The organism is Curtobacterium sp. MCPF17_018, from assembly GCF_003234135.1.
GTDB classification, from domain to species: Bacteria; Actinomycetota; Actinomycetes; order Actinomycetales; family Microbacteriaceae; genus Curtobacterium; species Curtobacterium flaccumfaciens.
The window spans coordinates 138,565-156,566 of the sequence record NZ_QKSJ01000006.1 but is presented as its reverse complement, the minus strand read 5'-3'; the positions used below and the strand labels follow the sequence as shown (position 1 = coordinate 156,566).

General features: G+C 70.3%; 20 protein-coding genes. 10 read left to right on the top strand and 10 right to left on the bottom strand.

Going from position 1 to position 18,002, the window contains the following annotated elements; translation table 11 throughout:
* Positions 1 to 39: 39 nt before the first annotated feature.
* Positions 40 to 792 (top strand): TetR/AcrR family transcriptional regulator, encoded by a 753-nt coding sequence (locus tag DEJ27_RS09120; RefSeq protein WP_258370330.1) that lies wholly within the window; start codon positions 40 to 42, stop codon positions 790 to 792.
* Here DEJ27_RS09120 and DEJ27_RS09115 read toward each other — a convergent pair.
* Positions 789 to 1,460 carry a response regulator transcription factor gene (locus DEJ27_RS09115; RefSeq protein WP_110861974.1) on the bottom strand — a complete coding sequence of 224 codons (672 nt, stop codon included), beginning with the start codon at positions 1,458 to 1,460 and terminating at the stop codon, positions 789 to 791. The two genes, DEJ27_RS09120 and DEJ27_RS09115, sit on opposite strands and share 4 nt — an antisense overlap.
* On the bottom strand, positions 1,457 to 2,668 hold the full coding sequence (locus DEJ27_RS09110) for a sensor histidine kinase (RefSeq protein WP_258369922.1): 1,212 nt from the start codon (positions 2,666 to 2,668) through the stop codon (positions 1,457 to 1,459). Before DEJ27_RS09110 ends, DEJ27_RS09115 begins: the two co-directional genes overlap by 4 nt.
* A 344-nt stretch (positions 2,669 to 3,012) precedes the next feature.
* On the opposite strand from DEJ27_RS09110, the gene DEJ27_RS09105 reads away from it, so the two are divergent.
* Positions 3,013 to 3,894: a manganese catalase family protein gene (locus DEJ27_RS09105; protein WP_071404423.1), complete on the top strand. Its 882-nt coding sequence runs from the start codon at positions 3,013 to 3,015 to the stop codon at positions 3,892 to 3,894.
* Between the two features lie 82 nt (positions 3,895 to 3,976).
* On the opposite strand, the gene DEJ27_RS09100 is transcribed toward DEJ27_RS09105, so the two are convergent.
* The 3 genes from DEJ27_RS09100 to DEJ27_RS09090 all read right to left on the bottom strand — a co-directional run bounded on the left by DEJ27_RS09100 (position 3,977) and on the right by DEJ27_RS09090 (position 5,611).
* Entirely contained in the window at positions 3,977 to 4,303 is a 327-nt protein-coding gene (locus DEJ27_RS09100) for a hypothetical protein (RefSeq protein WP_110861976.1), read from the bottom strand.
* Between the two features lie 11 nt (positions 4,304 to 4,314).
* A complete protein-coding gene (locus tag DEJ27_RS09095; protein ID WP_027466972.1) occupies positions 4,315 to 4,758 on the bottom strand; it encodes an Hsp20/alpha crystallin family protein in 444 nt (147 codons plus the stop codon).
* A 109-nt stretch (positions 4,759 to 4,867) separates the two neighbouring features.
* Entirely contained in the window at positions 4,868 to 5,611 is a 744-nt protein-coding gene (locus DEJ27_RS09090; protein ID WP_111090796.1) for an alpha/beta fold hydrolase, read from the bottom strand.
* Between the two features lie 50 nt (positions 5,612 to 5,661).
* On the opposite strand from DEJ27_RS09090, the gene DEJ27_RS09085 reads away from it, so the two are divergent.
* From DEJ27_RS09085 to glgX, 5 genes are all read left to right on the top strand, one after another.
* On the top strand, positions 5,662 to 6,123 hold the full coding sequence (locus DEJ27_RS09085) for a MarR family winged helix-turn-helix transcriptional regulator (RefSeq protein ID WP_110861980.1): 462 nt from the start codon (positions 5,662 to 5,664) through the stop codon (positions 6,121 to 6,123).
* A 70-nt stretch (positions 6,124 to 6,193) separates the two neighbouring features.
* The gene (locus DEJ27_RS09080; protein ID WP_071404431.1) at positions 6,194 to 6,376 is read left to right on the top strand and encodes a hypothetical protein; all 183 of its coding nucleotides are present in this window, start codon (positions 6,194 to 6,196) and stop codon (positions 6,374 to 6,376) included.
* An 18-nt stretch (positions 6,377 to 6,394) separates the two neighbouring features.
* Positions 6,395 to 6,931: a MarR family winged helix-turn-helix transcriptional regulator gene (locus DEJ27_RS09075; protein WP_111090795.1), complete on the top strand. Its 537-nt coding sequence runs from the start codon at positions 6,395 to 6,397 to the stop codon at positions 6,929 to 6,931.
* Between the two features lie 135 nt (positions 6,932 to 7,066).
* Positions 7,067 to 7,681 (top strand): TetR/AcrR family transcriptional regulator, encoded by a 615-nt coding sequence (locus tag DEJ27_RS09070; RefSeq protein WP_071248778.1) that lies wholly within the window; start codon positions 7,067 to 7,069, stop codon positions 7,679 to 7,681.
* A 59-nt stretch (positions 7,682 to 7,740) separates the two neighbouring features.
* On the top strand, positions 7,741 to 9,759 hold the full coding sequence (glgX, locus tag DEJ27_RS09065) for a glycogen debranching protein GlgX (RefSeq protein WP_111090794.1): 2,019 nt from the start codon (positions 7,741 to 7,743) through the stop codon (positions 9,757 to 9,759).
* A gap of 115 nt (positions 9,760 to 9,874) precedes the next feature.
* On the opposite strand, the gene ctaD is transcribed toward glgX, so the two are convergent.
* A complete protein-coding gene (ctaD, locus tag DEJ27_RS09060) occupies positions 9,875 to 11,572 on the bottom strand; it encodes a cytochrome c oxidase subunit I (RefSeq protein ID WP_258370332.1) in 1,698 nt (565 codons plus the stop codon).
* A 201-nt stretch (positions 11,573 to 11,773) separates the two neighbouring features.
* On the opposite strand from ctaD, the gene DEJ27_RS09055 reads away from it, so the two are divergent.
* On the top strand, positions 11,774 to 12,049 hold the full coding sequence (locus DEJ27_RS09055; protein ID WP_181430129.1) for a hypothetical protein: 276 nt from the start codon (positions 11,774 to 11,776) through the stop codon (positions 12,047 to 12,049).
* Here the strand turns inward: DEJ27_RS09055 and DEJ27_RS09050 are convergent.
* From DEJ27_RS09050 to DEJ27_RS09040, 3 genes are all read right to left on the bottom strand, one after another.
* Entirely contained in the window at positions 12,030 to 13,223 is a 1,194-nt protein-coding gene (locus tag DEJ27_RS09050; protein WP_181420132.1) for a glutamate--cysteine ligase, read from the bottom strand. The two genes, DEJ27_RS09055 and DEJ27_RS09050, sit on opposite strands and share 20 nt — an antisense overlap.
* A 191-nt stretch (positions 13,224 to 13,414) precedes the next feature.
* Entirely contained in the window at positions 13,415 to 14,530 is a 1,116-nt protein-coding gene (locus DEJ27_RS09045; RefSeq protein ID WP_110861990.1) for a Gfo/Idh/MocA family protein, read from the bottom strand.
* Entirely contained in the window at positions 14,527 to 15,327 is an 801-nt protein-coding gene (locus DEJ27_RS09040; RefSeq protein ID WP_181430128.1) for a sugar phosphate isomerase/epimerase, read from the bottom strand. Before DEJ27_RS09040 ends, DEJ27_RS09045 begins: the two co-directional genes overlap by 4 nt.
* Before the next feature lie 250 nt (positions 15,328 to 15,577).
* On the opposite strand from DEJ27_RS09040, the gene DEJ27_RS09035 reads away from it, so the two are divergent.
* The gene (locus tag DEJ27_RS09035) at positions 15,578 to 16,876 is read left to right on the top strand and encodes an MFS transporter (protein WP_110861994.1); all 1,299 of its coding nucleotides are present in this window, start codon (positions 15,578 to 15,580) and stop codon (positions 16,874 to 16,876) included.
* Positions 16,877 to 16,954: 78 nt separating this feature from the next.
* On the opposite strand, the gene DEJ27_RS09030 is transcribed toward DEJ27_RS09035, so the two are convergent.
* Positions 16,955 to 17,467 (bottom strand): MarR family winged helix-turn-helix transcriptional regulator, encoded by a 513-nt coding sequence (locus DEJ27_RS09030; protein WP_110861996.1) that lies wholly within the window; start codon positions 17,465 to 17,467, stop codon positions 16,955 to 16,957.
* 151 nt (positions 17,468 to 17,618) lie between these two features.
* On the opposite strand from DEJ27_RS09030, the gene DEJ27_RS09025 reads away from it, so the two are divergent.
* Positions 17,619 to 17,930, top strand: coding sequence for a hypothetical protein (locus DEJ27_RS09025; RefSeq protein WP_110863626.1), 312 nt, complete (start codon positions 17,619 to 17,621; stop codon positions 17,928 to 17,930).
* The last annotated feature ends 72 nt before the right edge of the window (positions 17,931 to 18,002 follow it).

Sequence of the window (18,002 nt, the reverse complement as noted above, 5' to 3'; positions counted from 1 at the left end):
GGTAACACAGTGATAGCACACATCCGTTATCGTTGTTCCGTGGTCGAGCAGGGAAGTCAGCGTGACGAGACGCGTTCGCGCATCGTCGAGGTCGCCGGCTCCATGCTGCGCGAACGCGGTGCCGCGGCGGTGACCACGCGGGCGGTCGCGGACGGCGCAGGCGTCCAGGCACCGACCATCTACCGGCTGTTCGGTGACAAGGACGGCCTGCTCGAAGCGGTCGCCGAGCACGCGATGGCGACGTTCTCGGCGATGAAGGCCGACGCCGTCCGAGCTGCTCGTGACGAGGCGACCGACCCCGTCGAGGACCTGCGCACCGGGTGGTCGATGACGATCGGCTTCGGGCTGGCGAACCCCGACCTGTTCGTGCTGTTGAGCGACCCGGAGCGCGGTCGTCGGTCGGCAGCCGCCCGCGCCGGCACCGCGCTGCTCGCCGAACGCATCCGGCGGGTGGCCGAGGCCGGACGACTGGCCGTGCCGGAGCGCCGCGCGGTCGAGCTCGTGCACGCGGCCGGTACCGGTGCGGTGCTCGCGATCCTGGCCGCTCCGGCGGACGAGCGGGACCCGTCACTCGCCGATGACGTCCTGGAGGCCGTGCTCGGGAGGATCCTCGTGCCGAGCGGGGCGACGACGGACGACGGCGGCGCGGCCCCGGGTGGTCAGGGCCGGGGGCGTGACGCCGTGACGAGCGCCGCGATCACACTCCGTGCCGCAGCGTCCCGGCTCGATCGACTGTCGGCAGCCGAGCGGACGATGCTCGCGGAGTGGCTCGACCGGATCGCCGCGGACTAGTCCTCGCGGGTGCCCGCCAGCCCGTGGTCGTGTGCGTAGACGACGAGCTGCACCCGGTCCCGCAGCGACAACTTGCCGAGGATGCTCGAGATCTGGGTCTTCACCGTCGACTCGGTGACGTACTCCTTGGTGGCGATCTCGGCGTTCGACAGGCCGCGGGACGCCCACCCGAACACGACGCGCTCCCGCTCGGTCAGGGTCGCGAACTCGGGCGGCTGCGGTGCCGGGGCCCGCGCGACGTCGGTGCCGAACAGCTGCGCGAGGTCGTTCGGTGCGATGACCGAGCTGCCCTCGTGCACGGCCCGCACCGCGGCGAACAGGAACGGCGGCGTGGTGTCCTTGAGCAGGAACCCGCTGGCGCCGAGCCGGATCGCGGTCGCCGCCGCCGGGTCGAGCCCGAAGGTGGTGAGCACGACGACGCGGGGCAGCGGGCCCGGGACGGCGCCGGAGTGGAGCTGCCGGACGGTCTCCACGCCGTCCATGCCGGCCATCCGCATGTCGAGCAGCACCACGTCGGGGCGCACCTCGGGGATGAGTGCGAGCGCTTCGGCGCCGTCGGAGGCCTCACCGACCACGCGCATGTCGTCCTGGGCGTCCAGCACCACCCGGAGTCCGGCGCGGAACAGCGCCTGGTCGTCGGTGAGCAGGATCCTGATCGGTTCGGTCATCGGACGGGTCCCCCTTGGACGTCGAACGGGATGCGGGCGCGTGCCGTGAACACGTCGTCCAGCACGGCGGCGTCGAACGACCCACCGAGGGCGCCGAGGCGCGAGTCCATGCCGTCGATCCCGCGGCCCGAGCCCGCGGTGCTGCCGTCGCCGGCGACGTTCTCGACCTCGAGCACCAGGTCGGCGTTCCGCCAGGTCTCCCGCACGACGACCGGGTTGCCGGGGGCACCGTGGCGCAGGGCGTTCGTGAGCATCTCCTGCAGCACACGGCGGGCGGCGGTGCCGGTGTCCGGGCGCAGGGCCAGCGGGACCCCGCGCACCGTGCGGTCGACGTCGACCCCGGCGTCGCGGATGCCCTGCACGATCTCCTCGAGTGAGCCCGGGCCGGTCGCCTCGGCAGAGCCGTCGATGTGCCCGAGGACCTGTCGGACCTCGACCAGGGAGCTCCGGGCGGTGCTCGCGATGGTGGCACTGACCGCTCGGATGCGCGCCTCGTCGTCGAGGAACGGCACCGAGTCCGCCTGCGCGATGATGACCGCGAGCGAGTGGCCGACGACATCGTGCACGTCGCGGGCGATGTCGGCGCGGATGCGTTCGGACTCGGCGACGTCGATGGCGCGGGTGGCGGTGGCCTCGGCCTCGGTGGCGACGGCCTCGGCACGTGATGCTGCGGCCTCGGCGTCGGCACGGCGCTCCGACTCGCGGTCGCGGGAGCGGAAGGCCCGGACGGCGACCCCGCCCGCCCAGACCCCGAGCAGCGCGGTCACCGGGGCGGCCATCGCCAGGAAGGCCTGGTCGCGCGGGCCGTTGATGAGCACGAGGAACCGGAAGCCCGTCGACGCCAGGTAGACCGTCGCACCCGCTCCGGCGACGACCGCGAGCACGCCGGAGACGACGACCTCGGTGCGGGTGCCCACGACGGCGGCGGTGCCGATCACGACGAACAGCGCGAGGTCCACCAGCGACGGGCGCTCGCCGCCGCCGACCTGGATCACCCCGAGGACGACGACCATCGCCATCGCGGCGGACGGGGAGACGCGACGCAGGGCGATCGCCACCGAGGCCGACAGCACCGCGGCGAGGCTCGCGTGCTCGAGCTCGAGGTCGATGGGCAGCAGGAAGACGAACGCCGCCAGGACCGCCCAGGCCACGTCGATGACGATCGACCGGGTGGCGAGCGGCCGGAGGAACCTGCCCCGTTCGGTCACGAGAGCGATCCTCCCATGCCGCACCGCGGTGTCACGCGGGCGGGGTCATGGCCATGAGTGCGATGACGGTGGCGACCACGATCGCCGCGCAGAGCAGCAGGGTGGCGATCGTGTGCTTGGTCGAGGTCTGCATGTTCCCAGCCTGCGCAACCGGACGGCCGAGGGCATCGGGCGGTCGACCGAAGGGCCTCGTCCTGCCGGGTGAAGCCGGCGGTGGACCCGGAGCCGTGGGACCGGCGCATCCGGGACACCCTCTGCGTGATCCGGCCACCTTGGACGGCCGCTCAGTGCCCCCGGCGAACCATCGGCGGTGCAATCGCTCGATCGACACGAAGGAGCACGATTTGTACTTCCACAAGCAGGAACTCCAGTTCAAGGCAACGCCCGACAAGCCCGACGCGATCTACGCCCGCAAGCTGCAGGAGGTGCTCGGTGGCCAGTACGGAGAGATCTCCGTCGCGCTGCAGTACCAGTTCCAGGCGTGGAACATGCACATCCCCGGCAAGTACCGCGACATGGTGTTCGGCATCGGCGCCGAGGAGATGGGCCACGTCGAGATGCTCGCGACGATGATCGCGCAGCTGCTCGAGAAGTCCCCGCTCGGGATCACCGAGGACGCGCTGCAGGACGACCCGACGGTCGCCGCGATCGTCGGCGGCACGGACGTCCAGCACGCGATCGTCGCCGGTGCGGGCGCCCGTCCGGTGGACAGCAACGGCAACCCCTGGCAGGGCTCGTACATCACCGCCAGCGGCAACCTGCTGGCCGACTTCACGGCGAACGAGAACGCCGAGATGCAGGGTCGTGTGCAGGCCGCCCGGCTATACCACATGACCGACGACCACGGCGTGCGGGACCTGCTGTCCTTCCTCATCGCCCGCGACACCATGCACCAGAACATGTGGGCGACCGCCGCGGCCGAGCTGCGCGAGAAGGGCGTCGAGGGCTTCCCGGTGCCGAGCAACTTCCCGCAGTCGAAGGAGAACCAGGAGGTCAACTACCAGTACCTCAACTTCTCCGACGGTGCCGAGGCGAAGAACGGCCCGTGGGCGAGCGGCCCCTCGTTCGACGGCAAGGGCGAGTACTCGTACCACGACGGCCCGACGACCTCGGTCCCGATGCCCCCGCCCACGCACCCCGACGTCCGGCTCTACGGCACCACCGAGCTGCCGAACGTCGTCGAGAAGACGGCCGGCCTGGTGCAGGACAAGCTGAACAAGGAGTAGTCCCGACGGTCGCCCACGCGACCGACGGAACGACGGGAGGCCCGGCGCACGACGTGCACCGGGCCTCCTGTCCGTCACATGGTCACCGCACCGAGGGGGCGGACCCGCCCACGGTCATCAGTGCCCCCGTCTCGGGTTCTTCGTCGCGTGGTGCCTCGAAGATGCCCGAGTAGGAGCGGACCGCGCTCCACCCCGCGATCAGCAGGGCCGTGCCGAGGACCGCCGCGACCCACGGGGCCAGGAGCGACTGCTCGAAGAGCCGGGGCGCGGCGACCCAGGTCAGGAACGTGCCGGTCAGGCTGCCGGTGGCCCCGAGGAGCACGGCGGTGCGCCGGTCCAGGCTCGTCAGCGCGAGCGCCGCGGTGACGACGAGGACCGCGACCACAGCGTTCAGCAGGACGGACGTCATCGCTCAGCTCCTCACTCGGCGGCGGCGCCGGAACCGACCGCGAGCTGCTCGGACGCGCCACCGACGGTGACGGCGATCTTGCGCGGCTTCGCGGACTCCTTGACGGGGATCGTGACGCTCAGCACGCCGTTGTCGTACCCGGCGGTGATGCGCTCGGCGTCCAGGCCGTCGCCGAGCGTCAGCTGCCGGACAAACGTGCCGGGCTGGCGCTCACGCGTGAGCCACTGCGAGCCCTCGGGCGCGCCCAGGGTGCGCTCGGCGCGGATGGTCAGGACGGAGCCGTCCACGTCGATGTCGACGGAGCCCGGGTCGATGCCGGGCAGGTCGACGTCGAGGACGTAGTGGTCCCCGGTGCGGTACAGGTCCATCGGCATCGAGCGCGGGCCGGCGGCGGTGCCGAGGAGCGAACCCGCGAGGCGGTCGAGCTCGCGGAACGGGTCGAAGTTCATCGTCATCGAAATCAACTCCTTCGTGGTTCTCGTTGAGTCCCCTCGACTCAACTGCCACCGTTTTAGCACTCGACCCTGGTGAGTGCCAAAAGATCGCTCAGAGGACGCCGAGAACTCAGCCGAGCAGTGGCGCCAGGAACGGGTCGATGACCGCCCACGTCGCCCCGGGGGCCTCGAGATGGGGCAGGTGCCCGGCCGCCGGGACCTCGGCGAACACCGCACCCGGCACGGCCGCCGCCACCGCGCGACCGTACGCCGGGGTCACGACCGCGTCGCTCGCACCGAAGACCACGAGCGTCGGCACCCGTACGGCCCCGAGCCGCCGGAGCAGGGTCGGGTCGCTCATCGACCGGCCGGCGACGACCGCCATGGTCTGCCCGTTCGACCGCTGCACCGCCTGTTGTTCCTCGGTGACCGACGCCGGGTCCTGGTACCCCCGCTCGGGATCGTGCCAGGCGACCTCGGCCAGCCCGCGGGCATCGAGGGCGAAGAAGTCGGCGATCGGTTCGCCCTCGACCACCGCACCCACGCCGTCGATGTCGACGACGGCACCGACGACCCCGGCGAACCGGTCGTCGGCAGCTGCCTGCACGGCCATCTCGAGGGTGATCCAGCCGCCGATCGACGACCCCACGAGCACGACGTCCTGCTCCCCGGCGGCGAGGAGCTGCTCGAGGTACGCGGCCGCCAGGGCCGGGACGGAGTCGATCCCGTCCGGGCGCGGGGTGCCGTCCCACCCGGGGTGCGTGGGGGCGACGACGTGGAAGGCGGGCGCGAGGTGCGCGACGATCGGTGCGACGGTCATGGGGCCACCGCCGCCGTGCAGGACGAGCGCGGTGCGGGTGCGGGTGTCGGTCATGAATGCTCCGTATCAACATGTTTATGTACGAGTGTTGATACCGTAGCACCATGCCGACCGACCTCGAAGCCCTGGGCCACGCCGTCAAGCGGGCGCAGTACCGCAACCACCGCACGATGGACGCCGCCCTGCGCGACCTCGGCGTGACGCTCGTGCAGTGGGACGCCCTGCGCGCGATCGACCGGATGCCCCGCGCATCCGGGCACGACCTCGCCGTCGCGACGTTCCAGAGCGACCAGGCGTTCGGCACCCTCGCGAACCGGATGCTCGGCCGTGGGCTCATCACCCGGACCGCCGGCCGGGGCCGCCGGATCGAGCACACCGTCACCGAGGACGGTCGGCGGGTGCTCGAGGAGGGACACCGCATCGCCGAGGGGGTGCTCGACGGCCTGTTCGCACCGCTCGACGAGCCGCGACGGGCGGCACTCCTGCAGCTCCTGACGACCCTGACCGACGGTCCCGAACCGTTCGGCGCGCAAAACGTACACAGTGCGAATGGTTCGTTGAACTGACCGTTCACTTCGTGAAAGAGTTCAGGCGTCCGCAGGGGACACACGGCAAGCAAGAAGGGCGGGACACGACATGCACAGCACGTACTCCGGGATGCCTCGGACGGCACGGATCGGTGGCAGCCACACGCGCGTCGGTCTCACCGACCCGGCGATCATCGACGCGTACGTCGAGCGTCGCATCCAGGACCCCTCGCTGCTCGCCGGTCGTTCCGAGCCGTCCTACGCGGACTTCTTCACCACGCCTGCCGTTTAGCAAGGAGCGCATGACCCCATGCCGTTGACCGTCGTCCGTCGAGAGCACGTCCACCTCTACGCCCGCGAGCCCGAGTCCCGGGTCGCGAAGACAGCCGTCGACGCGCTGCTCCGTCTGCAGCACGCCGAGGACCAGCAGATCGAGTCCGCCCGCATCGAGAGCGGCCTGTCGAAGAACGAGTTCCTCGCCGTCCGGTACATGCTCCAGGCGCACCGGGACGGCCGGGCGATGGGCCCGAAGGACCTCGCCGTCATGCTCGCCGTCTCGAACGCCTCGGTCACCAAGATCGTCGACGGGCTCGTGCAGAAGGGGCTGCTGTCGCGCACGGCGCACCCCACGGACCGTCGTGCGCAGGTGCTCGCCCCGACCGACAAGGCCGCCGAGAAGATCGACGCCTCGTACGCGCGCTTCCACGCGGCCGTCGTCGAGGTGCTCGAGCAACTCCCCGACGCGGACAACGCCGTCCTCGCCGACTCGCTCACGAAGATCGTCGACGCGCTCGCCGCGGGCACGCCCGCGCCGGTCGACGAGTACACGGTCGACGACCAGGACTGACGCGAGCACGCCGGGCTGACGCGGCCCGGCGGGTGTGACGCGACCGGCGAGACGGACGGGAGGCCCGTGGTGCGCCCGCCACGGGCCTCCAGACCGGACGGTGGCGAGAAAACCTTCCAGCGGTAAGTTGGGTGCATGACCCACCCCGCGGACGACGCCGACGCGGCCCAGCCGCGCCGCGGCGGGTACCGCAAGGGCGCCGAGCGACGCACGCAGATCCTCGACGAGATGATCCGCATGGTCGCGGAGCAGGGGGTCGACGCATCGTCGCTGCGCTCGGTGGCCGAGGCCCTCGGGATCACGCACGCGGCACTCCGCCACTACTTCCCGAGTCGCGACGAACTGCTGCTCGCCGTCTACCGGGAGCACGAGGTCCGCGAGCAGGGCGCGCCCGACCGGATGAAGTCGGCGATCGGCGACATGCGCGAGAGCGCGTCGCGCAACCGGGCCGTGCCGGGGCTGGTGCAGCTGTACACGACCCTCGCGGCCGACGCCGTGCAGGAGGGCCACCCGGCCACGCGCGACTTCATGCGCGAACGCTTCGCCCGCCTGCGGGCCGAACTCGCCGCACTGATCGAGGCGGACCAGGCGAGCGGCCGGATCCGCGCCGACCTGGACCCGGTCGACCTGGCGAGCCTGAGCATCGCGGCATCCGACGGGCTGCAGGTCCAGTGGCTGCTCGACCCGGACGCCGTCGACGGCGAGCGGGTGCTGCGGCTGCTCGAGCAACTCGTCCCGCCGGTGCGCTGAGCGGCCAGGGGTACGCCCAGACCGCCGGTGGCACAGCGACCGGCCGGTAGAAGGGCAGCATGACCACTTCCACGCGCACCCCGCTCGGCGTCACGCTCGTCGACGGGGGCGCCAACGTCGCCCTGTTCTCGAGCACCGCCGAGCGGGTCGAGTTCTGCACCTTCGACGAGGACGGCACCGAGCACCGCACCGAGCTCCGCAACCGCACCGGCTACACCTTCCACGACGTCGTGCCCGGCGTGACCGTCGGCACCCGCTACGGCTTCCGCGTGCACGGTGCGTGGGACCCGGCGAACGGCCTGCGCCACAACGGCGCGAAGCTCCTGCTCGATCCCTACGCCACCGCCGTCGACGGCACCTACGAGTGGGGCCAGGCCCTGTTCGGCCACGACATGGACGACCCCGAGCAGCTCGACGACACCGACTCGGCCAGTGCGATGCCCAAGTCGGTCGTCGCCGACCGGTCCTTCGACTGGGACGGTGACGCCCTGCTGCGGACCCCGCTCGCCGACACCGTCGTGTACGAGGTGCACGTGAAGGGCTTCACGAAGCAGCACCCCGACGTCCCCGAGGAGATCCGCGGCACCTACGCCGGCATGGCCCACCCCGCGGCGATCAAGCACCTGACGGACCTGGGCGTCACCGCGGTCGAGCTGCTGCCGACGCACCAGTTCGTGCAGGACTCGACGCTCCTCGACAAGGGCCTCCGCAACTACTGGGGCTACAACAGCATCGGCTTCTTCGCGCCGCACGACGAGTACTCGTCCTCGGGCACCGGCGGGCAGCAGGTCGCCGAGTTCAAGGAGATGGTGAAGGCCCTGCACGCCGCGGGGCTCGAGGTCATCATGGACGTCGTCTACAACCACACCGCCGAGGGCAACCACATGGGCCCGACGCTGTCGTTCAAGGGGATCGACAACCAGTCGTACTACCGGCTGGTCGAGGGTGACGAGGCGAACTACTTCGACACCACCGGCACCGGCAACAGCCTGAACGTCGGGCACCCGGCGGCCCTCGGACTCATCATGGACTCGCTCCGCTACTGGGTCGAGGAGATGCACGTCGACGGCTTCCGGTTCGACCTGGCCACGACGCTCACCCGCCGGGACGGCGAGGCCGAGAAGCACTCCGCGTTCCTCGACATCATCCACCAGGACCCCGTGCTGCGCGAGGTCAAGATGATCGCCGAGCCGTGGGACACCGCCGGCTACCAGGTCGGCGGGTTCCCGGCCGACTGGTCCGAGTGGAACGGCAAGTACCGCGACGACCTGCGTGCCTTCTGGCGCGGCGACGAGGGCGCGCTCGGCGACGCCGTGCAGCGGGTCCTGGGCAGCCCCGACGTCTACGAGGGCTCACGGCGCTCCCCGCTGTGCTCGATCGACTTCGTGACCGCCCACGACGGTTTCACCCTGGCCGACCTGACGATGTACGCCGACAAGCACAACGAGGCGAACGGCGAGGACAACAACGACGGCGAGAGCGACAACACCTCGTTCAACGGCGGCATCGAGGGCCCGACCGACGACGGTGCGGTGAACGACTACCGCGACCGGCAGCGCCGCAACTTCCTCGGCACCCTGCTGCTCTCCGCCGGCGTGCCGATGATCCTGGGTGGCGACGAGCTCGCCCGGTCACAGGGCGGCAACAACAACGCGTACTGCCAGGACGACGAGATCTCGTGGTTCGACTGGGCCGCCGCCGACCAGGACCTGCTCGCCTTCACGACGGCGGCCATCGCGTTCCGTCGGCAGCACCAGGCGCTGCGTCCGGAGTGGTTCCGCACCGCGCCGGGGGACTCGGAGTCGACGGTGACCGTGCTCCGTGCCGACGCCGCCGGGTTCGAGGACGGCGACTGGGCGGACGGCGGCAACCGGGCCGTGACGCTCGTGCTGCACCAGGGCGACGACACCGTGGCCGTGCTGCTGAACGCGTCGGACACCACGGTGGAGTTCACGCTGCCGGAGCGTCCGGGTGGGGGCAGCTGGGCCCTCGGGTTGTCGAGCGACCCCGACCAGGCCGTGGTGGGCGACGCGGCGACGCTGCTCGTGCGCGACGCGTCCTTCACCGCGCTGGTCTGACGGGCGCGTTCGTTCGCGTTGGTGGCGTCGTGATCGTCGTGATCTCCGCTTGGTGAGCAGAAATGGTCGGGTCCCCACTCGGGACCCGACCATTGCTGCTCATGAAGTGGTGCCTTCAGAACTTCTGGTCGGTCTCCTTCGGGTGCCGGGTCTTGCCCGTCGCCTGGTCGTGGGTGGCCGCGTCCGGCGCGTCCATCGCCGGACCCACCCCGACCGGGACACCGGCCTCGGGGTGGTTCAGGTCGAACGCCGGCGACTCCGACCGGATCCGCGGTACCGACGTGAAGTTGTGCCGGGGCGGCGGGCAGCTGGTCGCCCACTCGAGTGACCGGCCGTAGCCCCACGGGTCGTTGACGAGCACCTTCTGGCCCTTCCGCATCGTCTGCACGATGTTCAGGAAGAACGGGATCATCGACGCCGCCGTCAGGACAGCACCGACCGTCGAGACCTGGTGCAGCCAGGTGATGTCGTCCTCCGGCAGGTAGCTCGCGTACCGGCGGGGCATGGCGATCACACCGAGCCAGTGCTGGATCAGGAACGTCATGTGGAACCCGATGAAGAGCATCCAGAACTGCACCTTGCCGAGTCGCTCGCCGAGCATCTTGCCGGTGAACTTCGGCCACCAGAAGAAGAACCCCGAGAACATCGCGAAGACGACGGTCCCGAAGACCACGTAGTGGAAGTGCGCCACGACGAAGTAGGTGTCGTGGACGTGGAAGTCGAGCGGCGGCGACGCCAGGATCACGCCGGTCAGCCCGCCGAACGTGAAGGTCACGAGGAACCCGATCGCCCACAGGATCGGCGTCTCGAAGGTCACCGACCCGCGCCACATCGTGCCCACCCAGTTGAAGATCTTCACGCCGGTGGGCACGGCGATCAGCATCGTCATGAGCGAGAACCACGGCAGCAGGACGCCACCCGTCGCGAACATGTGGTGCGCCCACACCGACACGGACAGCGCCGCGATCGAGATCGTGGCGTACACGAGCGTCTTGTAGCCGAAGATCGGCTTCCGGCTGAAGGCCGGGAACACCTCGGACACGATGCCGAAGAACGGCAGGGCGATCACGTAGACCTCGGGGTGGCCGAAGAACCAGAACAGGTGCTGCCACAGCAGGGGCCCACCGTTGGCCGGGTTGAAGATCTGCGCGTCGAAGACCCGGTCGAGCAGCAGGCCGAACAGCGCCACCGCCAGCACCGGGAACGCCATCAGCACGAGGATCGACGTGATCAGCACGTTCCACGTGAAGATCGGCATCCGGAACATCGTCATGCCCGGGGCACGCATGGTGATGACGGTCGTGATGAAGTTCACGGCGCCGAGGATCGTGCTGAAGCCGGTCATGCTCAGGCCGGCGACCCAGAGGTGCCCGCCGATGCCCGGTTCGAAGGTGGTGTCCGACAGCGGTGCGTAGGCCGTCCACCCGAACGCAGCGGCTCCACCCGGTGTCAGGAACCCGCCCATCGTCACCAGGCTGCCCATCGCGTAGAGCCAGTACGAGAACGCGTTGAGCCGGGGGAACGCGACGTCGGGGGCACCGATCTGCAGCGGCATGATCGCGTTCGCGAAACCGGAGAACAGCGGGGTCGCGAACAGCAGCAGCATGACGGTGCCGTGCATCGTGAGCAGCTGGTTGTACTCCTCGCGGGTCTCGAGCACGTCGAGTCCCGGGGTGAAGAGCTCCGTCCGCATCACCACCGCCATCACCCCGGCCAGGCAGAAGTACCCGAACGACGTCACCAGGTACAGGTTGCCGATCGTCTTGTGGTCGGTGGTGGTGTGCCAGTGCACGAATCGCGCGCCGAGCTTCACCGGACGTCCGGGGCCGACGTCCGCCGGGTGTTCGCCGAGGACGGGCGGGTTCTCGAGGTCGGTCACGGGGTGCTCCCATCGGATCGTTCGGAAAGCGCGAGGCTGATCCGACTGTGATGTGCGGTCGCGTTGATTCTGTCCAACGGGTGCGCAGAGTGTCCGAAGGAACGGGCGGAAGGCAGCGAGATGTGGATACGGGTCGTGTTGCCCCGCGAGGTCCGGGCCCGAAGCCTGCCGGGTGTGCTGCGCCGGGCGTGGGTCGCCGGCTTCTCCACACGCGTCCTGCCGGTGCGTCCGGCAGGATGTGACGACCCGGAGTGGACGCCTGTCGAGTTCCTGCTCGACGTCGAGTCCGCGAACACCGGCTGGGCCGAGGCGTTCGAGATCGAGTTCACGAGCGCGATGACGCCCCGGTGTCGACGAGCGATCCGGGGGCACGGTTGCCACCTGGAGCCCATCAGCCGACCGCACCGCTGAGGCCCGTGCTCGCCGGGTGGCCCCCGATCACCGAACCGGTGTCCGCACCGGGCCACAGGCCGGCCGCGACGCGGCCGGTCCGTGCGTGGAGGTTCGTCATCGCGGCAGCGAGTGCGACCTGCCCGAGATCACCGGTCGCCGCGTAGGCCGCACGTTGCCTCGACGCGCCGGTGCCACGCGCGAACAGGTCGGCCAGGCCGCGTTCGACGAGCTGGTCGTCGCCGTTCGCGACGAGCGCCGGCAGCACGTGGGCGAGCAGGAGCGTGACGACCTCGCGTGCGGGTGCGGCGCGGCCCGTCAACGGGTCGACCAGTTCACCGTCCAGGCCCTCGAGCGCTGCGCGCCAGTTCGCGAGCCGGACGGTGCAGGCGGGGGTGTCGCGCTCGAGCGACCCCGAACGCCACTCCTCGGCAGCGGTGTCGACCATCGCCCGGACGAGTCCTGCGATCGTCACGGTCACCCCGGGGTCCAGGGGGACGTCGGCGACGCGGACCTCGACGGTCGGGTGTGCGCGGGACAGGCGCGCGTCGAGGTAGAGCATCCCCTCGTCGAGCAGGGCGCCGGTGCGGAGCATGCCCTCGGTGACGGCGCGGTAGCGCTCCTCGGAGCCGAACCGCTCCATCGGCCCGGCCGACGGCCACTGGCTCCAGGCGATCGATCGGAAACTCGCATGACCGGTGTCCACCCCGGCGTGGAAGGGGGAGTTCGCGCTCAGGGCGATGAGGACCGGCGTCCACGTCCGGATCCGGTCGAGCACCGCGACGCCCTCGGCGGGGGAGTCGATCGCGACGTGGACGTGCAGGCCGCAGGTCAGCCCCTGCCGGGGGATGGACCCGTAACGCTCGAGCATCCGGTGGTACCGGGCGCCGTCGCTCACGTGCGGGGTCACCGGAGTCGGTGACGTCGCGAGCGGGGCCGCGTGCGCACCGAAGCCGTTCGCGACCTGTTCGACGAGTGCCCGGTTGTCGAGCACCTGCCCGCCGAGCGCGGCGAGCGAGGTGTGCGGGCGGGTGGTGACCTCGATCATCTCGCGCTGCATCTCGCCCACGACGCCGCCGGGGTCCGGCACCCGCGTCGCCCTCGCACCGGCCAGCACACCGTCGGCGACCGGCACGGGCACGCCCGTCGATCGGTCGATGAGGAGCAGCTCCTCCTCCACACCCATGGTTCTCATCACCCGAGTGAAGAAGCCCCCGACTTCGGGCCGTTCCAGATGGCCGACGAGCGCGGATCCGTTGGCCGAACCGCGCGGTCCGGTCCACGAAGCGCAGGGTCGAGCGATCACGCACCCTGGTGAGCAGCAATGGTCGGGTCCCCGTTCGGGACCCGACCATTGCTGTTCACGACGTGGTGCTCGCGGCGCTCCTAGGCGTTCGCGCCCGCGGTCAGCACGGCTGCCGCGGGGTCGAAGTCCTCGGGCAGCGGCGGGATCGCGTCCACGGCGGACGTGATGTCGACGGCGGAACCCGACTCGGCCGCGTCACGGATGCCAAGCAGCACGTCGAGCACGTGCAGCGCGACGGCGCCGGAGGCACGCTCGGGGCGGTCCTCGGCGATGGCGCGGGCGAGCTCGACGACACCGGTGCCACGACCCCAGGTGGAGCCGACCGCCTCGAGCGTCTCGGGCTCGTCCTGCCCGTAGCGCCAGAGCTGCGACGAGCCCTCGAAGGTGTTCGGGTCCGGCAGCGAGATCGTGCCGAGCGTGCCGTTGATCTCGACGAAGCCCATGCGCGGCAGGGCGTGCTGGAACGAGAACGTCGACTGGGCGGACTGCCCGCCGGCGAACTCGATCAGGGCCGCGTGGTGCGTCGGGACCTCGACCGGGAACGTCTCGCCGGCGCGGGGGCCGGACGCGATCGTGCGACGGTCGAGCGACTTCGACGAGACGGCCTGCACGCGCGATGCGGTGCCGAACGCGTGCACCAGGGTCGTCACGTAGTACGGGCCCATGTCGAACAGGGGTCCGGCACCGGTGGCGAACAGGAAGTCCGGGTTCGGGTGCCACGCCTCGGGTCCGGGGACGTGGAACAGCGTCGTCGCGGACAGCGGCTCGCCGATGTCACCGCGGGCGATGGCCCGGAGCGCCGTCTGGATGCCCGCGCCGAGCACGGTGTCCGGAGCGGTCGCGACGCGCAGGCCCTTGGCCTTCGCCGACTCGAGCACCGCGGCGGCCGACGCGTGGTCGGTCGCGATCGGCTTCTCGCTCCAGACGTGCTTGCCGGCGTCGATGATCTGCTGGTCGACCTCGGCGTGTGCGGCCGGGATCGTCAGGTTGATCACGATCGAGACGTCGTCACGGGCGAGGAGCTCCTCGACCGTGCCGGACGCGGCCACGCCGTAGGACGCCGCCTGCGCCGCAGCGCGGTCGAGCAGCACGTCGGCGACGAAGCGGACCTCGACATCGGCGAACTTGGTCAGGTTCTCCAGGTACTGGGTGGAGATGTTGCCGGCACCGATGATGCCGATCCCGACACGGCTCACTTGTCGTTGTCCTTGAGCCAGGTGAGGGACTCGGTGATGCCCTCGAAGACGTCGCCCGAGTAGGCGTCGAACTCGACGACGCGGATGGCCTGCGGCGCCGCGGCGAGGATGCCCGCCACGTCGACGTCGCCCTGGCCGGCCGGCGTCTGGTTCTCGAAGGCGCGCTGGAGCGACTCCGGCACGATGAGGGCGCTCTCGGACGAGGGCAGCGCAGTGAGGATGTCACCGTCGACCTTGCCGTCCTTGACGTGGATCGCGACGACGCGGTCGCCCAGGCCCTTGAGGACGGCGGGGGCGTCGGCGCCACCGACGGTCGCCCAGAAGGTGTCGACCTCGAGGACGGTCTCCGGCGACAGCTGCGACACGAACAGGTCGTAGACGGTGCGGCCGTCGACCTTGTTCGTGAACTCCCACTGGTGGTTGTGGTACCCGAACTGCAGGCCGCGGCCGGCGGCCTCGGCGGTCAGCTCGTTGACGCGCTCGGCGATCTTCGCGACGTCGTCGGCGGTCTGCCAGCGGTCGGTCGGGATGAAGGGGTCGATGACGGTGCGGATGCCGAGGCGCTCGGCGGCGTCCCAGATCGGCGCGGTGTCCTCGGCGTCGATCACGGCGACGTGGCCGGACGGAGCCTTGAGGCCGGTGGCCGCGAACGCACGCTCGAGGTCGGTGGCGCGCTCGACGAACGCGTAGGGCTCGACGTTCTCGTACCCGATCTCGGCGACCCGGGCGATGGCCTTGTCGAGGTCTTCGGCGATGGCGTCGCGCAGTGAGTACAGCTGCACAGAAGTGGTGGGCATTGCAGAGGCTCCTTCGATCCTGTCTGGGTGTCGCGGCCCGTCGAGGAGCGATGCTCCGCGGCGAGATCGATGACGACGCTACCCCAAAAACCACCCGGTGTGTAGTTTTTGCTGCCCCGTGTGACGCGGCCCGTCCACCCCGCGCGGCGCCGACCGTGACGCCCCTGCTGTTGCAGACAACACGTGTCGATGTATGCTCGCGTCGGAAAAACCTTGTCAGGCAAGGTTTTCATCGACTCAAGGAGGCGTCATGAGCACCACCGAACCCGGCAGCCCGGCACTGCTCGACCCGGAAGAGGGCATCACCCAACCCGTCAGCACGGTGAAGGTGGGCATCGGCTACCAGATCGCCCTGTTCCTCGGGCAGTTCGGCCTCTTCGTCGCGCTCATGGCGCCCGTCTACGTGAGCATGCAGCTCAAGGCGCAGGCCCTGGTCGGCGACGACGCCGCGAACGTCATCGGCTCGGTGCTGCCGATCGGCGCGTTCGGTGCACTCATCATGAACCCCCTGGCGGGCGCCCTGTCCGACCGCACCCGCACGCGCTGGGGCCGTCGTCGCCCCTGGCTGCTCAGCGGTGTCGTGGTCTTCGCGATCGCCCTCGCCTGGATCGCCTACTCGCCCGACGTCCTCAACCTGACGCTGGCCTGGCTGCTCGCCCAGCTCGCCGCGAACGCCACGCTCGCCACGCTGCTCGCGAGCTTCGCCGACAACGTGCCGCAGCTGCAGCGCGGCCGGTCCTCGAGCATCATCGCGCTCGCGCAGAACATCGCCGTGCTCGCCGGCACCTACCTGTCGGTCTTCTTCGTCGCGAACCTGCCCGTGCTGTTCATCGCGCCGGGCATCCTGGCGATCATCCTGGTCGCCGTGTACGCCGTCGTGGCCCGTGACGACCTGCCGACCTACAAGCTCAAGAAGTTCACGTTCCTGAACCTCATCGCGTCGTTCTGGACGAACCCGGTCAAGAACCCGGACTTCGCGTTCGCGTGGTGGTCGCGCTTCCTCATCATCTTCGCGACCTTCATGTTCACGACGTACCGCCTGCTCTACATGGAGCAGCACCTCGGCATCGAGAGCGCGAAGGAGGCGACCGCCGCCGTCGCCTTCGGCGTGCTGCTCTACACGATCGCGCTGCTGGTCAGTGCGGCGCTGTCCGGCTGGGCCTCGGACAAGCTCGGTCGCCGCAAGGTGTTCGTCGGTGGTTCCACGGCGATGTTCGCGGTGGGACTCATCGTGCTGGCGCACGCCGACACGGTCAACGGCTTCTACGTCGCCGAGGTCATCATGGGCTTCGCGTACGGCATCTACTCCGCGATCGACACCGCACTCGTCGTCGACGTGCTGCCGAACGCGGACCGTCCCGGCAAGGACCTCGGCGTCATCAACATCGCCAACGCCCTGCCGCAGTCGCTCGCGCCGGCCGTCGCCCTGTTCTTCCTGAAGATCGGGTCCGGGGACGCCGCTGACAACTACACGCTCATGTGCTGGGCCGCCGGCGCGATCGCCATCATCGGCGCACTCGTCGTGATCCCCATCAAGCGGGTGCGGTAGTCCACAGCGGACTGGAGGCCCGTGGCGACCCCGCCACGGGCCTCCAGTCCGTCGCAGGGACCGACCGCCGGGCCGGCGTCAGGGGGTGCCGGGGGAGGGCAGCTCCTGCCGGAGCGCCTCGGCGAGGCGGGAGGCGAACCGGCGGACCGCCGTCGCCTCGTCGACGCTCAGCGCGTCGATGGTCTCGATCAGCGGAGCGTGGATGTGCCCGTACGCACGCGCGAGGTCCTGCTCGGCGGAGCCGGTCGCCGTGATGATGACGCCGCGGCGGTCCTCGGGGTTCGCCCGCCGTTCCGCACGCCCGTCACGCACCAGGCGGTCGATGAGCTTCGTCATCCCCGCGGTGGAGAGCCGCAACGCCCGGGCGAGCTGTGTGGGGTTGACCGTCCGTCCATCGCGGCGCGCGAGCACCAGGTGTCGCAGGGCGAGGGCATCGATGGGGAGCATCCCCAGGGTGCGGAGCGCCTGCTCGTCGGCCTCGTGGACGCTGTCGCTCAGGGCCTGCAGGCTCGCGATCGCGGCGGCGCCCTCGGCGGTGCGCGGCTGCCGGTCGAACAGATCGGATCCGCGCTGCTGGTCGTCTTCGCTCATGGTCGCCCCTGCGTCCTGTCGTTTGGTGGACAAACCCCATGTTCCCCGACCTCCCTGGGAACCCAAACTGGGGAAGTAATCAGCCAGGCGAGACAACTGTTGCGGTCATGACGCCATCGATGTCCGGTGGCGGAGATCAGAAGGAGTGACCATGTCGAACACGGCAGGAAATCCCGCACGACACGACTCGGTCGTCCGTGCCACCTGGAACGAGACCAAGTCCGCACTCAAGACCACCGAGTTCTACGCCTGGCTCGTCGTGTCCATCGCGATCCTCGTTGCGTCGGCCGTCGTGGACAACGCAGACGAGGGCCACACCGGCTTCGGTGCCGACCAGGCCTGGCTGTACGTCGCGATCGTGACGGCCGCCTACGTCGTCAGCCGCGGCATCGCGAAGTCCGGCGTGCGCAAGCCCGACTGGAACGACGACGACCGACGCGACGTCAACGGTCGTTCGAACTGACGCCGAGCACCACGTGCACCCGGCTCCCGAGCCGGAGTGAGGCCGTCCCGATCGCATCGGGGCGGCCTTTCG

What these genes read in the sequence shown, in the direction of transcription:
- DEJ27_RS09115 (WP_110861974.1), bottom strand. Translation starts at nt 1,460, where the DNA reads ATGACCGAACCGATCAGGATCCTGCTCACCGACGACCAGGCGCTGTTC.
- DEJ27_RS09100 (WP_110861976.1), bottom strand. Translation starts at nt 4,303, where the DNA reads ATGACGTCCGTCCTGCTGAACGCTGTGGTCGCGGTCCTCGTCGTCACC.
- DEJ27_RS09095 (WP_027466972.1), bottom strand. Translation starts at nt 4,758, where the DNA reads ATGACGATGAACTTCGACCCGTTCCGCGAGCTCGACCGCCTCGCGGGT.
- DEJ27_RS09090 (WP_111090796.1), bottom strand. Translation starts at nt 5,611, where the DNA reads ATGACCGACACCCGCACCCGCACCGCGCTCGTCCTGCACGGCGGCGGT.
- DEJ27_RS09085 (WP_110861980.1), top strand. Translation starts at nt 5,662, where the DNA reads ATGCCGACCGACCTCGAAGCCCTGGGCCACGCCGTCAAGCGGGCGCAG.
- DEJ27_RS09080 (WP_071404431.1), top strand. Translation starts at nt 6,194, where the DNA reads ATGCACAGCACGTACTCCGGGATGCCTCGGACGGCACGGATCGGTGGC.
- DEJ27_RS09075 (WP_111090795.1), top strand. Translation starts at nt 6,395, where the DNA reads ATGCCGTTGACCGTCGTCCGTCGAGAGCACGTCCACCTCTACGCCCGC.
- DEJ27_RS09070 (WP_071248778.1), top strand. Translation starts at nt 7,067, where the DNA reads ATGACCCACCCCGCGGACGACGCCGACGCGGCCCAGCCGCGCCGCGGC.
- glgX (WP_111090794.1), top strand. Translation starts at nt 7,741, where the DNA reads ATGACCACTTCCACGCGCACCCCGCTCGGCGTCACGCTCGTCGACGGG.
- DEJ27_RS09050 (WP_181420132.1), bottom strand. Translation starts at nt 13,223, where the DNA reads ATGAGAACCATGGGTGTGGAGGAGGAGCTGCTCCTCATCGACCGATCG.
- DEJ27_RS09040 (WP_181430128.1), bottom strand. Translation starts at nt 15,327, where the DNA reads ATGCCCACCACTTCTGTGCAGCTGTACTCACTGCGCGACGCCATCGCC.
- DEJ27_RS09035 (WP_110861994.1), top strand. Translation starts at nt 15,578, where the DNA reads ATGAGCACCACCGAACCCGGCAGCCCGGCACTGCTCGACCCGGAAGAG.
- DEJ27_RS09030 (WP_110861996.1), bottom strand. Translation starts at nt 17,467, where the DNA reads ATGAGCGAAGACGACCAGCAGCGCGGATCCGATCTGTTCGACCGGCAG.
- DEJ27_RS09025 (WP_110863626.1), top strand. Translation starts at nt 17,619, where the DNA reads ATGTCGAACACGGCAGGAAATCCCGCACGACACGACTCGGTCGTCCGT.